Annotated in this window: 11 protein-coding genes and 1 other annotated feature; of the genes, 8 read left to right on the top strand and 3 right to left on the bottom strand. The window is 50.1% G+C overall.

All coding sequences use genetic code 11. From position 1 onward, the window contains the following. Positions 1 to 649: 649 nt before the first annotated feature. Both FC99_RS06470 and FC99_RS06465 read left to right on the top strand, forming a co-directional pair. Complete coding sequence (locus tag FC99_RS06470) at positions 650 to 1,090, top strand: nucleoside 2-deoxyribosyltransferase (protein WP_048732735.1); 441 nt, start codon at positions 650 to 652, stop codon at positions 1,088 to 1,090. A gap of 34 nt (positions 1,091 to 1,124) precedes the next feature. Beyond that, entirely contained in the window at positions 1,125 to 2,537 is a 1,413-nt protein-coding gene (locus tag FC99_RS06465) for a cytosine permease (protein ID WP_048732734.1), read from the top strand. A 340-nt stretch (positions 2,538 to 2,877) separates the two neighbouring features. On the opposite strand, the gene FC99_RS06460 is transcribed toward FC99_RS06465, so the two are convergent. Genes FC99_RS06460 through FC99_RS06450 form a run of 3 tightly spaced genes read right to left on the bottom strand, consistent with a single transcriptional unit; the run spans position 2,878 to position 5,276 of the window. Then, positions 2,878 to 3,765, bottom strand: coding sequence for a polysaccharide deacetylase family protein (locus FC99_RS06460; RefSeq protein ID WP_048732733.1), 888 nt, complete (start codon positions 3,763 to 3,765; stop codon positions 2,878 to 2,880). Next, complete coding sequence (locus FC99_RS06455) at positions 3,762 to 4,055, bottom strand: hypothetical protein (protein WP_048732731.1); 294 nt, start codon at positions 4,053 to 4,055, stop codon at positions 3,762 to 3,764. Before FC99_RS06455 ends, FC99_RS06460 begins: the two co-directional genes overlap by 4 nt. Further along, on the bottom strand, positions 4,056 to 5,276 hold the full coding sequence (locus tag FC99_RS06450) for a glycosyltransferase family 2 protein (protein ID WP_048732729.1): 1,221 nt from the start codon (positions 5,274 to 5,276) through the stop codon (positions 4,056 to 4,058). A 461-nt stretch (positions 5,277 to 5,737) separates the two neighbouring features. Here FC99_RS06450 and FC99_RS06445 point away from each other — a divergent pair, with 461 nt between their 5' ends. From FC99_RS06445 to tyrS, 6 genes are all read left to right on the top strand, one after another. Then, positions 5,738 to 5,980 (top strand): hypothetical protein, encoded by a 243-nt coding sequence (locus tag FC99_RS06445; RefSeq protein ID WP_048732728.1) that lies wholly within the window; start codon positions 5,738 to 5,740, stop codon positions 5,978 to 5,980. Between the two features lie 90 nt (positions 5,981 to 6,070). Next, positions 6,071 to 7,546, top strand: a complete 1,476-nt coding sequence (locus FC99_RS06440) for a helix-turn-helix domain-containing protein (RefSeq protein ID WP_048732727.1) — start codon at positions 6,071 to 6,073, stop codon at positions 7,544 to 7,546. A 109-nt stretch (positions 7,547 to 7,655) separates the two neighbouring features. After that, positions 7,656 to 9,017, top strand: a complete 1,362-nt coding sequence (locus tag FC99_RS06435; protein WP_048732725.1) for a DUF2252 domain-containing protein — start codon at positions 7,656 to 7,658, stop codon at positions 9,015 to 9,017. A gap of 688 nt (positions 9,018 to 9,705) precedes the next feature. Further along, positions 9,706 to 10,074 carry a MarR family winged helix-turn-helix transcriptional regulator gene (locus FC99_RS06425; RefSeq protein WP_048732722.1) on the top strand — a complete coding sequence of 123 codons (369 nt, stop codon included), beginning with the start codon at positions 9,706 to 9,708 and terminating at the stop codon, positions 10,072 to 10,074. 253 nt (positions 10,075 to 10,327) lie between these two features. Beyond that, positions 10,328 to 11,698 carry an Nramp family divalent metal transporter gene (locus tag FC99_RS06420; protein WP_048732720.1) on the top strand — a complete coding sequence of 457 codons (1,371 nt, stop codon included), beginning with the start codon at positions 10,328 to 10,330 and terminating at the stop codon, positions 11,696 to 11,698. A gap of 204 nt (positions 11,699 to 11,902) precedes the next feature. Beyond that, positions 11,903 to 12,101, top strand: a binding site (T-box leader). 58 nt (positions 12,102 to 12,159) lie between these two features. Next, positions 12,160 to 13,419 (top strand): tyrosine--tRNA ligase, encoded by a 1,260-nt coding sequence (gene tyrS, locus FC99_RS06415; protein WP_048732719.1) that lies wholly within the window; start codon positions 12,160 to 12,162, stop codon positions 13,417 to 13,419. Positions 13,420 to 13,878: the final 459 nt, after the last annotated feature.

Genomic DNA, 13,878 nt, shown 5'->3' with positions numbered 1-13,878 from the left:
GGCGGTCTTCAGACTCAGCTTTGGCGTCCGTGTCCTAAGGCCGAGAAAGACGCTCGGGCGGGGTTGCGTCCCCGCCAACCGCCTGCTCCGGCGACATTGGGGTATGCCTGTAGTTGGTGGAAAATTGGCTTTGAATTTTCAGTTTGTGATTATCGGAGATTTTGCCGGCTTAGATTGGCTTTGTCCGTGGCAAGAGTTGATTAGGATATCCGGATTTAAATTGGGATGATAGTAGTTTGGGGATGACCATTGGGACGCGTGATAGCACCGGATAACTCTGAACTAATTACTGCCAAATCACCATCGTTTCTCAAGCAATAACAAATCTTCACCTGGCTGACGGAGCGGTTAATTTATTACCAAACTTATCTCCAATTATTATCAGAAAAATTTTAGGGCACGGCAGGCGGGGCGTCAAACGGTTAACTCACCTTTCAAAGCGTCGATGAGTGATTGACGGATTTTGACGCACCCCGTATAATACCTAACAACAACCAAATAGTCCTTTTAACTTAGTCCCGTGAGGCTAGGAATGGTCCGGTAGAATTCGCTGTCTTTAAATGTGAGCTAGCGGCCTGACTCCTTGCGGGATCGGCCGCTTTTTTCATGGCCGGATGGTTGAAATCGATACTCATGGAGGAGTTTATACATGGCACAGATTTACGTTGCAAGTCCGTTCTTTAGTCCCGAACAGGTCGACCGGGTGAAACGCCTGGAGGCCGCCTTAGAAGCTAACCCAACGGTGAAGGATTTCTACTCACCACGGTTGCACCAAGACGCTGCCAACGAGCAGTTCACCAAGCCATGGGCGACGGAGATCTTCCATCGTGACATGGACCAAATCGCAGCTGCGGACGTTATCGTCACGGTCATCGATTTCGAAGCGAAGAACCTAGATTCCGGGACAGCATACGAACTGGGCGTTGCCACGATGAGCAACAAACCAATCCTGGCCCTGCAGGAGAAGGATGAAGCCGTCAACTTGATGATTACCGAGAGCATGCACTGGTACACCAAGCACGTTGACGATTTCAAGACGTACGATTTCAACACGCTAACTACTGGCGAGTTTGTTGGGGAAATTCTGTAAGTCGTGGGTTAACTAAAGGGAAAGGTGAGAATCGATGGCACAAGAAGTGAAGGTTAGCAAGTCTGAGACGCCACAGCCGGCGCCACGGGAATTTGGCCGCGTCGAGTCGATTCCGCACAAGCACCGGCGAATGTCCAAGTGGGATCTCTTTGCCACCTGGGTCGGTGCGAACGCGAACAACGGCACGTGGTACATTGGTGGGGTGATTGCGGCCTGCGGGTTTCTGACCGCGTCGACCACGCTGGTAATTGTCGGGCTAGTCTCATACGCGTTATTAGCGGTTGCCAGCTACATGGGCTACCAAACGGGGTTGCCAGCGATGGCGTTGACCCGGGCTTCATTTGGCTTGCGGGGGAGCTTCATTCCGTCGGTCATTAACGTAGTCCAGTTCATCGGTTGGGCGGCCGTCAACACATTTATCGCCGCCACATCGATCAGCTATATTTTTGGGGAATTATTTGGCTGGCCACTGTACGGTAAACCAGGTGGGACGTTTGGCTTGATCATCGGTATTTTGATTATGAGTGTTCTGCATTTATTGAGTATCTCGGTGGGGGAAAAGTCGGTCCAAATGATCGAACGGATTGGGATCGTCTTGGTCGTCATCTTTGTGATGTGGGAATCAATCGTGGTCTTTAAGACGGTCTCTTTCCATGACATCGTGACTTGGCAGCCACCGCACAACATGCGGATGTCTTCCGGGGTCGCGGCCGATACGTTAGCCGCCTTTAACTTGGCATGGGTCACGGCAGCGTCGGACTTCAGTCGCTTCACGGCGAAAAAGTCGGCAGCCACGACTTCCTCATTTCTGGGCGCGAACTTCGGGTTGTTCTGGTTTGCCTTCATCGGTCTGTTTGCCACGATTGGCACGGCGGTGTCGCTGAATCACTTTGACCCGAACAATTCCGACCCTAGTACCGTTGCCGCTAAATTAGGTCTGGGTGTGATTGCGTTACTGGTCATCGTTTTGACTAGTACCACGGCTAACGCGGTCAACCTGATGTCGGCCGGCTCGGCACTGACTAACATGACGCATCGGTTATCATTGCGCGTTAGCCTGTGGATCGTCACGATTGCCGCAACGTTAGTCACCTTCATTCCAGTTTATCTGGCAAGTTTCCTAGACGTTTTCGAAGCGTTCTTGGATGGTATCGGCATGTTCCTGGGTCCAGAAATCGCCATCTTCTTGGTGGATTACTTCTTCCTAAAGGGCAAGCAGTACCGCCTGAGCGAATTCACCAAGGTTCGCGGCGCTTACTGGTATGCGCACGGCATCAACTGGGTCGCCGTTGCTAGCTGGGTACTGGGTGTGGTAGCCTACTGGGCACTCAAACAGATTCCAGTGATTGCCACGACGATTGGAGCCACCTTTATTGCCATGGCAATTGCCGCCATTATCTACTGGATTGGCATGCGGTTGGTTCAACCTAGAGCAGAAAAGGCTTAAGGTAGCCGCCTTCGAATCGGCTAGATTGGTTTGCGACATGGGATGGCGTTAGTCTGGTGAAACTTGCTTTGTCTCATGGTCGTGACAGCTATCGATCAAATTAAAATTCAAAAAGCCTCATTCAAGATAACAACAAACTAAGAAAGCAGGTGCCGGGACCTTTGCCCAGCATCTGCTTTTTGCGTTGTGTATTGCATTGAAACTGAAACGACTTATTTTCACGTGATGATAGTTATGCTGTCATGCTGGGGGTGCTGACCATTTGAGAATGGTTGCCTGAAAACACAGTCAGAGCCGGCGTAGTCTCTGACAGCCGTAGTACGGGCCAGCTCACACAAGTCTACTTCAGCCAGTCCCGAATAGAAGGCCAGCTTTCATGATTGACGATGAGGCGGGGGGTGTCGTTGAGGTTGGTGTCATCCGTAACGATCCCCGAATTCAACGTTGCGACCCAGCTGAGATCCTGTTGGGACAGAAAGTGGCTGATGGCGGGAGTTCCACCACCGTACGGGTAGGCAAACGAGCTGGCCGTGACCCCAGTGTGGGTGCGAAGCTCGGTGAGCGAACGGGTGAAGTCACGTTCAAACTTGCCCGTGTAGTGGGGCTGAGTGAAGATGGGCTGGAACTTGGCGTTTAAATGGTGCAGGTCGTGAGTATGCAACCCGAGTGTCATCCGATCACCGGCCGTATCCTGGGCTTGCCGGATCTCCTGCCACGTGGCCATTTGACTGCCCTCCCGATATTCACCGGTGTTCCCAGTAATCACAAAAGCGGTAAAGGGCAGATCATACTTTTTCATGACGGGGATGGCGTTGTCGCTGACACTCCGGTCGATATCATCGAAGGTCAAGACCACGTATTTGCCCCGAATCGGTTGCTGGGAACGGACTAGTCGCGTCATTTCCTGACTGGTGATCACCTTGATGTGGTGGTCGTGGAGGTACTTCATCTGGGCGGCAAATTCACTAGCCGGGACGTTGAACTCGTGGAGCTGGGAGTTGGTAGATAGCTTCTGGGCAACCCGGGTGGGTAACGAATCGGCTAGGACGCGGTGGTAACAAAAAATCATAATCCCGTTTTTCAATTGGCGGTAGCGTGCCGGGAGCGCGTAACTGTCCTGTGTGTGATGTTGCTGACTGGCCTGCTGCTGATAGGTCCAGCCGAGACTGAAGACAACGGTGAGCAGCAGGCCAATTAGGAACCATTGGCGGCAGCGACGTGGGGTCATTTGTCGGCCTCCTTTCGAAGCTGATGCCACCGCCACCCGCAAAAGATGGGGATGACGATCAGTAGCCAGCCAATCAACATTAAAATGTGGCGCGCGGCGTGGGGCTGGAGGTTAAGCAACAGGTAAAGGCTGACCAGATCATCGCTATAGAGACCTAGTGAGAAACTGATATTGGCTACGACAATGAGACCAACGAAGAGCCAAAGGGTCACTAAAATGAGGCAACGAAGCCAGTGACTCCGGCGACTGGTCTGATGACGGATAACTGGATTGAATGGTGTATTTTTCATTTATATCCCCCGGTCTGGACTATGCCAAGTGCCTTTGCGTTGCGGACTAATAAAGTATGACGCGATGGCGGACAGGCAGCTGATCAAGTTGACCATCCAGTAATACAACACGTAGATGGGCACCAGTAGCAGTTCCGGTCCGGCCAACTTAGCGGTCAACTGTGAGGCGAGAAAGCCCACGGTAAATTGAATACCGCTCAGGACTAATAGAATTAGGAGTAAATTGCCGTCGAGTGAGAGTCCGTGTAAGAAGAGTAGCTTTAGGAAGTAGGCTAGCAAGCTAAACGCCGTCACAACGGCCCAGAGATTGCTCACAACGGTTTCTAGGAGTAGGAAGCGTTGCCCCCAAGGATTCTGGTAAAAGCCGTGCCAATTGGTGACCAAGACTTCAAGGCCACCGCGCGACCAACGTTGGCGTTGCGTGATCAGTCCCCGCAGACGTTCGGGAACCAGAATCCAGCAGACGGCCCGTGGTTCGTAGGCGACGCGCCAATGATGGCGGTATAAGCGCCAAGTAATATCGATGTCTTCGGTCATGACGGCGGGATTCCACCCACCAACCTCCAGTAGGGCCTCACGGCGAAAGGCAACGATGACGCCAGAGACTGTCGTAATACTGCCGGTCAAATAGGCCTGCGCCTTTTTGATCAGGTCGATCACACCGATATATTCCAAGAGTTGTAGCCGACCTAGTAGTGTCGAGCGGTTCCGCACAACGGGTTTGCCGGTAACTGCCCCATAGTCCGGTTGATCAAGTAACGTGGTCATTAGTTGGGTGACGGCGTCTGGGGCTAATAGACTGTCGGCGTCGATGGCAATGAGGTAATCGCCCTTGGCAACGCGCAGGCCTTGATTGAGCGCACTTGCCTTCCCCTGATTTACGGGCAAGGCGACTACCGTAATGGCCAGTTTGTCGGCCCAATGCGCTTGGAGTCGCTCCATCATGACCGGCGTATCGTCGGTGCTACAATCGTCGATCAAAATCACTTCATAGTGCTCATAATTTAGTCCGGCTAAAGATTGGACAGCCGAATCAAGAGTCTCCGTTTCGTTGTGTGCGGGGACTAGGATTGAAATAAATGGCTCAGTTTCGGTATTTAATAGTGTCCGGGGTTGCCGTTTTCGCAATAATCCCGAGAATAAACAGCCAACGACCCAGATAATGGAGACGAAGATGGGATACCCCACCACAAAGGCCGTAATTAGATTGTTAAACCACATAACTTATCGTTCTCCCCCAAAAATAAAACGTCAATAGCATAAACTAGCGTGGCCTTGAGCATAGCATGTCTGACATGACGAAGAAACCGGCTAGGGGAAACGTGGTAAATTCCTAAGCTTTAATAATTATATTTATAACAGCTTGCAATTCCCCGAGTGGGTTCGTGCAAGTATTTACGGGCACCGTGGTAGAATATAGGGGAAAAGTGAAGTGCGTCTAGCTTAGTTTGTAGTGGAACTGGGGCGTAACAGTATTGTCGATTATAGACTTCACTTTGGAGACTGCGTTGTACGATAACTGCTAAATATGCGGCGAACATAACGTGCAAGTATCAGCGACGAGCTAGGTTCAAACCAATTTAATTGTAGTTGTAAGCTGCCTCACCGGGCGGAATCCCTGTCAGCTTACGACGGAACAACACAACAAAATATGTAACAAGGAACATAGGAGGGTGAGCGAAATGATGCAACAGATGCCAATTTTACCGTTGATCGATCGGTTGACTGAGGGGCAGAGTGTGACCCTCTCAACGGAAGACGGCCAAGATGTTCGTATTTCACCAGAAGTGGTTGCGGGCAAATTAACGGGCAACTTCGTTAGTACAATTTTGCCGGGAATTCGCTATGACGATCCCCGGATCATTTTAAAGGAAACGTTGGCAGAATTCGATGCGCAGGGTGTGACCATAACTAGTATCGACTAAGCGTGCCGTTACAGCAGCGAACCCCTGGGTTATTGGCGAGAAGCCAAGGCTCAGGGGTTCTCGCTATTTAAAAGGGGGGAGTGAGGGATCGTGAAAATTGATTTTGCTATGTTAACGCCCAAAGACGTTCTGAAGGTGCGGCTGATGACGTTTATCAACGATCACGGTGGTCAGTTTAATTTGGCCGAATTTGCAGCGGAAGCGACCGTCAGTTATTCACGCGCCTATCACGTTTTATTGGGGTTACGGACGGATTTACAGCAGTTGGGGACCACTAGTCTGACTAAGGACAGATTGGTGACGACTGTGACCATTGATCAGTATCGTCACTGGCTGTACGTGAACAGTATCCCATATCAGGTGATGGTGGCGACGTTGAAGAAAAGTTACCAGCAGACCAGCGAATTTTGTGCGGAACATGAGATCAGTTTGTCAACATTCAACCGGCGTTTACGCGCCATGAAGGTTCAGTTAGGACAGTACAATCTGCAGTTGGTGGCGAATCCGCTGCGAGTAACGGGAAACGAAACGCTGATTCAACTGCTTTACTTTATGCTTTTTAGCACGACGTTAACCACGCCAGACGAGTTGCCCGAGTTGCCGCAACGCTTACGGGGTCTGCACCAAGCAATGCTTAAGACGTATGCAAATGATAAGTTGTATCAAGATTCGGTCAGTCTGCAAGAACGAAAGGACCTGCTGATCAGATTGGCGCTCTTACGGCTGGACCAAGGCTATCGGTATGCGCCATTACGCTTCCCGTTGGCCCACTTGACGGATCTGCGGGCACTGGCAGGGCAAATGGCGGCACTGGGTGACACGCCGCAACAGGCACTCAGCGAGTTGGCGACGTTGGATTATTTGCTGACGAGTTCGCCGTATTTCGTGCGGGCCTTGCAGCCAGCGGGGATGCAACGACTCTACGTGGGCTTGAAGCAACGCGTGGGTGAGTATACGCTAGCCCCCGGTGTGGTCGAGTTACAGGATTACGCGACGGGGAAAAATTGGTTCGCCAACTGGTTGTTTGCGTTGTGTCAATTCATGTTGTTGTTCCGCGTCGATCCCTTACTCCGGCCAGAAATTACGTCGCTCTACCAGCCCACGGCCGCCTCGACAGCCCCAGCGTTAGCGATTGCCCAGAGCATGAGTCGCCTGTACCCGGGAAAGATTGGTGCGGCGGACCTCCGCCTTGTTCAGAAGTATTTGAGCAAGTATACGAACGGTTTAACGTTGACGGCAGCCAGAGTTGAAATCCTCGTGACCTACGACATGATGGGGGTCACGACGGATATCTTTAACCGTCTGCTCAGTGGCATCGTGCACCTCAGCCTATTGACAGATCAAACGGTCATCGATGCCCAACACCGGTCGAACTATTTAGTCCTATATGGAACGGATGCACTGGCCTTACAGTTTGCCAAGGAAAATCAATTGGAAGTCTTCCACTGGATCAAGGAAATCGACTACGGCGAGAACATCGATCGGCTGATCAAGACGCTACGGCACCACGAACTCTCGCTGTTTGCGCTGGACTTTAATAATAAGTTGCAGAAGACGGAAGAGTAAGGGGACGGGTGAAGTTATTTTGTGGCAGCATCATCACAAAAAAGCCAAGCTGGAGGCTAATTGACGTTTGCGGTAGAATAAAAGCAAAACGTAGCGGGAGGTGGCGCCCATGACGCCAGCAGCATTTAGTACGGGCCGGGTTCAGGTCAATAAGACCATTGCGGAGCTTCGCCAGTTAGGCAAGCAGGCACGGGCGAAGGTTCCCTATGAGGTCTTGGGAACCTATCAACCGGTTAAACGCAATAGTAATCACATGATGGACAAGATTCGTAAGTTACTGATTCCAGAACTTTTGCCGGAGCGCACGCAGCGAATGGGAGCTTCGGCTTTTTCATTTTTCCGAGGAACGGCTGAGTTAATGGAAGCAGATCTGAATCAGCAACCAAGCTCGACCATCAGTACCTTTATCTGTGGTGACGCACACATTGGGAACTTCGGGTTTTACGCGTCGGCTGAACGACGACTCCTATTTGACCTGAACGACTTCGATGAAGCGGGGATCAATCCCTGGGAGTGGGACCTCAAACGCCTGCTGGTCAGTGTGTTGTTGGCGGGCCAGGCGAACGGGTTTAAGGAAAAGAAACTCAGACAACTGCTCCCCAAGGTTGCCGAGAGTTACCGTAAGAGCATCAAGCAGATGTTTGAACAGACGACCCTCTCACGGTTTTACCCATTAAATGAGGTTAGCAAACTGGTGACCGCGAGTGCGTTGGACGAGGACAGCTCGAACTTATTGACGGCAATCGTCAATCGCGCTAATAAACGAGACTCCGAACAGGTCGTGCGGAAATTTACGACGCTCGATGTGCGAGGCAACTTATGCTTTCGCGAGAATGCGCCGCGAACGACCCACGTGGATGATGACTTCACCAGCAATGTCGACGCCTACTTTGCGGCTTACCGACAGACGGTGCGGCCAGACGTCAATCTGCTCTTATCGCAGTACCATATCACGGATGTCGTTCGCCACAGTGTCGGCGTTGGGAGTTTTGGCTCGCGGTGTTATCTGATCTTACTGACCAGTATCGATGGGTCACATCTGGTCTTGCAGGTGAAGGAAGCCCTCCCGACTAGGCGGCAAGGTAGCCAGTTGGCAACGGATGTCACGGTGGCCTTGGAACAGACGGAAGGGCAACGAATCGTTGATTGTCAAAAGATTCTGCAGTCTTCATCCGACCCATTCTTGGGATACTTTGCGGGACGCAAGCAGAGTTTTTACGTGCGGCAGTTCCGGGACATGAAGGAGTCAATTGACCTGACACAACTTGACTGGGACCAGTTTAAAACGTACGCGCAGACCTGTGCGTGGACCTTGGCGATTGCCCACTGTCAAAGTCCAACGGCCGCAATGATTCGTGGTTATATTGGAAGCAATAAGGAGTTTGATGTGGCTATTGCGAGCTTTGCTTGGGCGTATGCGGAACAGGTTCAAAAGGACTACGCGGCCTTCGTGGCCTACCGTTTGGCCTAAGGTGTCACCCCTCAGTGTTGAGGGCTCGTGGTATAATGTAAGCGGATACATTATTGACTGAAGATTGAAAGATGGAATACCTGTCTCGTCCCAGTAGCGGTAAGAATTTGTACTATTAAGTTAGTGTAAAGTTGCCGCACTACGGCTGACAGGGATTCTGCCCGCTGTGGGGATGATTCAGGCTGGAAAAACAGCTCGCTTTGAAGCCGAGAAGACAAAAGTTGCCCGTGTTGTAAGCTGGCTGACGAATCACCAGCTAACACTACCTCCACGGCTGGCTGCATCCCTGTCCTCCTCCGGCTCTGACTGTGCTTTACCACGACAACAGTTGGAAAACCTGGAGTTTTAGCGCTTTCGGTCCAATCGATAGTGACTGCTACAGTCATTATCTCCGTCGTCTACGCACACTGTGAAAGCCGAGAGGTCGGCAGATATGGGCTCAGGCGCGTCGTTCGCACTGTTCCAGCCTATATCTGCCGGCCGGTAAGGCGAAGGGAGCACCAACTTGCCTAGTTTTAGTCCCAACGTTATTGCTAAAACAGGTATTGTTGTACTTTTGAACTTTCAACCTTTAGTTATTAACACATGGGTAGTCGCCTACATTTTGGCGACTAGCTAGTGGGTCAATTTTTGTAGCCACTGTTGGCTTAGTCACTTAGGGAACGTTTGTTGATTGGAGTGAGGATGGATGGTCGAGCAAAGGCAATTACAGAAGTTAACCCAGATTTATACGATGGTGACGCGGTGCTACAATCAGCCGGTTGCGGGCCTCGCGCTAAATCTACCACAGTGTCAATTAATGAACGATGTTGCGGTGGAGCGGCTGTCGGTTGCTCAGGTTGCCAATCGTTTGGGGTTCTCGGCGACTCGGACATCGAATTTGGTCGTGGATCTGTGCAAGCGGGGGTACTTAAAGCAACACGTTGCACCCAACGACCGGCGTCGACGCTATTTGGCGTTAACGTCACTGGGACAGGCAAAATTGTTGTTGATACAGCAGCAATTGCCAGATGTTTTACATACGACGTTGGCAGAATTAGGGTCGGCGGCGGAATAAAGAAAACGGTAAGCACGGTCAAATTTCGTAGCTTACCGTTTTTTATTTGCGTCGGTCGATTTTTTTGTAAATGGAACGGGGTGTTTGCAAACGGAACTCGAGTTGTGAAGTGCCACCGAAAATAAATGTTGCGGTCACTAACGAGTTGCTGGGTAATATAAAATTTAAGTTAGGTCTGTCAAAAATAAAGCTTTACACGCCCATTCCTATCCGTATAATGGTGAGAAGCATAGAGAGAAAAGGAGTGGAAATTATGACCGACAACGTTTCAACGAAGACCAGTAAATTGACTGGTTACGCCAACGGCCCGTCATTAGAAGAAGTTAATGGTACCGTAGCTGTGCCGAAGGAAAAGGGGTTCCTCAAAAACTTGATTGCCTTTTCGGGGCCGGGTGCGCTGGTCGCCGTGGGGTACATGGATCCGGGTAACTGGGTAACATCGATCGGTGGGGGGGCCAAGTACGGCTACCTGCTGATGTCTGTTATCTTGATTTCGAGTTTAATCGCGATGTTGCTCCAATATATGGCGGCTAAACTGGGCATTGTGACGCAGATGGATTTGGCCCAAGCAACCCGGGCCCACACGACAAAACGTATCGGGGCGGTCCTGTGGATCGTGACCGAGTTAGCAATTATGGCGACCGATATTGCGGAAGTTATCGGGGGCGCGATTGCCCTACAACTGCTGTTCGGGGTGCCACTGATCTTGGGTGTTTCACTGACTGTTTTTGACGTGTTATTACTATTATTATTAACGAAGCTCGGTTTCCGGAAAATCGAAGCCATTGTGTTGTGTCTGATTACGGTGATCTTGGTGGTCTTCGCCTATGAAGTGATCATCGCGCAACCTAACATGGGAGCTGCGGTCGCTAACTTCATTCCCCGGACGGAGATCATGCATCCAGGTCAACTGACGATGGCGTTAGGAATCGTTGGGGCGACCGTGATGCCGCACAACCTGTACCTCCATTCGTCCATTTCGCAGACGCGGAAATTTGATCGTAGCGATCCGAAGGAAATGGCCCGGGCCGTGAAATTTACGACGTGGGATTCTAATATTCAGTTATTTGGTGCGTTTATCATCAACTGTCTCTTACTCCTGTTGGGGGCAGCGATGTTCTTCGGCAAGGATGCAAGTCAATTGGGAACGTTTGGTAACTTATATGCGGCACTGCAAGATAACCATTTAGCGGGTGCGGTGGCCTCACCAGTCTTATCGACGTTGTTTGCGGTCGCCTTGCTAGCTTCCGGTCAGAACTCGACGATTACAGGAACACTGACGGGTCAGGTCATTATGGAAGGTTTTGTGAACTTAAAGATGCCGTTGTGGGTTCGCCGGTTAGTGACACGACTGATTTCAGTGGTCCCCGTCATTGTCTGCACCGTCCTGTATGGTGGGAGCGAAGCGGCACTGGACAATTTGCTGGTTAACTCGCAGGTCTTCCTGTCGATTGCGTTGCCATTTTCCATGATTCCGCTGACCATCTTCACTTCATCTAAGAAAATCATGGGTGAGCGTTGGGTCAACAAACGCTGGATCACAGTCCTTGCCTGGGCATGTACGATTATTCTGACAATTCTAAACATTCAGATTATTTGGGGGAGTGTGACGGGATTGTTTTAGGCTCTACTTGAAGAAACTAAGTTAGTAGAGGTCAGGTGTCAGAGTTTTCACTTATTAGGTGGGTGCGCCGTGGCTGGATTGATGATGCAAATTAACTCAAGAGTCGAAAGATCACGCCATCTAGTGAAATTGTTTTTTCACGCCAGTACCCATCAGGTGACGGAACACGTATTGACATTTGACCGCTATCTGCGTATTATCGTTTCATAAGCGATGAATCAGTTCAGTAGTGGAAACGGCTCCGGTCAAGAGACCTGACGGCGCTGAGAGTCAGGACGCCCGTAACCACGAATTACGCTGAGGAGCGGCCGGTTTTCCGGCGGGTCATTCCGTTAATGATGACGAGAGGTTGTCTAAGTGACAACAACTTGGGTGGTAACGCGGAGTTTAATTCGTCCCTGATGGCAATAGCCATTGGGGACTTTTTTATTTGTTTGGTAATGAGTATAGGAGGAAAAGAAATGTCAATTATTGATGAGTTAAAATGGCGCGGTGCCGTCAATCAGCAAACTAATGAAGAGGGTCTGGGGAAGTTAGTTAACGAAAAGGCGGTCGGCCTGTACGCGGGGATCGACCCAACCGGAGACTCCATGCACATTGGTCATTTGATTCCATTTATGATTCTCAAGCGGTTCCAGTTGGCCGGACACAAGCCAGTTATTGTTATTGGTGGGGCAACGGGGTCGATTGGTGATCCATCTGGTAAGAAGGCAGAACGGGTCTTGCAATCCATGGACCAAGTTCGTCATAACCAAGATTGTTTAACGGCACAAATGGAAAACCTTTTTGGCCAGGACGGGTCATTCCGAATCGTCAACAACTATGACTGGTTATCTAAACTATCCCTGTTGGACTTCCTGCGGGATTATGGGAAGCTGTTTAACATCAATAACATGTTGAACAAGGAAGTTGTCGCTTCACGGTTGGAGGTTGGCATCTCGTTTACGGAATTCACGTACCAAATTCTCCAATCGATTGATTTCCTCCACTTGTACAAGGCAGAAGACGTTCAATTGCAAATCGGTGGGGCCGACCAATGGGGCAATATCACGGCCGGAATTGATTTGATCCACAAGCAAGAGGGGGCCGATGCTCGCGCCTATGGGTTGACGATTCCACTTCTATTGAAGGCTGACGGCACGAAGTTTGGGAAGTCTGAAGGTGGCAACATCTGGTTGGACCCTGAGAAGACGTCCCCATACGAGTTCTACCAATTCTGGATCAACACGGACGATCGCGATGTCGTGAAGTTCTTGAAATACTTTACGTTCTTAAGCCAGGATGAAATCCAGAAATTGGCCGATGCCGTAGCGGCTCACCCAGAAAAGCGGGAAGCCCAGACACGGTTGGCAGAAGAAGTGACGGAATTTGTTCACGGCCACGAAGCGGTTGTGGAAGCTCAACACATTACGAAGGCCCTGTTCTCCGGGGATGTTGCTGAGTTAACGGCTAGTGAAATCGAACAAGGTTTCAAGAAGATGCCAGCTGTGACGGTCAGTGCTGCCAAGAAGAACATCGTTGAATGGCTAGTGGATGACACCAAGATTGAATCTTCACGGCGTCAAGCGCGTGAGGACTTAACGAACGGTGCCATTCGGGTCAACGGTGAGAAGGTCACGGATACGGATGCTGAAATTGATCCGGCCAGCGCCTTTGAGGGTAAGTTTGTCATTATTCGCCGGGGGAAGAAGCGTTACTTCTTAGCCCGTGTTGAAGGTTAATTTTTAAAATAGGGAAGCCCGAACGATCGTTAGGATTGTTCGGGCTTTTTGCTGGTTAAAATAAAGACGAACGGTTATAATTAAAAAATCAGGAAACACACGGCCGTCAGGTAACTATTTTAATGTTTTCAACTATAAGATATGCCTTTGAAAAAAGATTCGTTTATTTTCATATTTTTAGTTGACGGTAGGGCTAGTGCTTGGTATAGTTATTTATGTTGTCACGGCGATTCACCAGCTAGACCAATTCGAAAGATTGAAATTGGTTGTTGACAGTTGTGATGATAAAATGTTATATTAATTGAGCTGTTGCATTTAAACAGCACATCAACGAGAAACGTTGTTAAATCAAACTTCTTGTTGACATCATATTCTTTAAATGGTATGATGATTAAGTTGTTTACGAGAGTAAATAACTTGGTAGACCTTTGAAAACTGAACATTGTTTCGACAAACCAA

This window comes from Levilactobacillus koreensis JCM 16448 (assembly GCF_001435525.1).
In the GTDB taxonomy this organism is placed as follows: Bacteria; Bacillota; Bacilli; order Lactobacillales; family Lactobacillaceae; genus Levilactobacillus; species Levilactobacillus koreensis.
Note: the sequence above shows the minus strand (reverse complement) of the source record. Positions and strands in the feature narration are given on the sequence as shown.

Excerpts from the sequence above, each read along its gene's own strand:
- FC99_RS06470 (WP_048732735.1), top strand. The coding sequence starts at position 650 with ATGGCACAGATTTACGTTGCAAGTCCGTTCTTTAGTCCCGAACAGGTC.
- FC99_RS06465 (WP_048732734.1), top strand. The coding sequence starts at position 1,125 with ATGGCACAAGAAGTGAAGGTTAGCAAGTCTGAGACGCCACAGCCGGCG.
- FC99_RS06460 (WP_048732733.1), bottom strand. The coding sequence starts at position 3,765 with ATGACCCCACGTCGCTGCCGCCAATGGTTCCTAATTGGCCTGCTGCTC.
- FC99_RS06455 (WP_048732731.1), bottom strand. The coding sequence starts at position 4,055 with ATGAAAAATACACCATTCAATCCAGTTATCCGTCATCAGACCAGTCGC.
- FC99_RS06450 (WP_048732729.1), bottom strand. The coding sequence starts at position 5,276 with ATGTGGTTTAACAATCTAATTACGGCCTTTGTGGTGGGGTATCCCATC.
- FC99_RS06445 (WP_048732728.1), top strand. The coding sequence starts at position 5,738 with ATGATGCAACAGATGCCAATTTTACCGTTGATCGATCGGTTGACTGAG.
- FC99_RS06435 (WP_048732725.1), top strand. The coding sequence starts at position 7,656 with ATGACGCCAGCAGCATTTAGTACGGGCCGGGTTCAGGTCAATAAGACC.
- FC99_RS06425 (WP_048732722.1), top strand. The coding sequence starts at position 9,706 with ATGGTCGAGCAAAGGCAATTACAGAAGTTAACCCAGATTTATACGATG.
- FC99_RS06420 (WP_048732720.1), top strand. The coding sequence starts at position 10,328 with ATGACCGACAACGTTTCAACGAAGACCAGTAAATTGACTGGTTACGCC.
- tyrS (WP_048732719.1), top strand. The coding sequence starts at position 12,160 with ATGTCAATTATTGATGAGTTAAAATGGCGCGGTGCCGTCAATCAGCAA.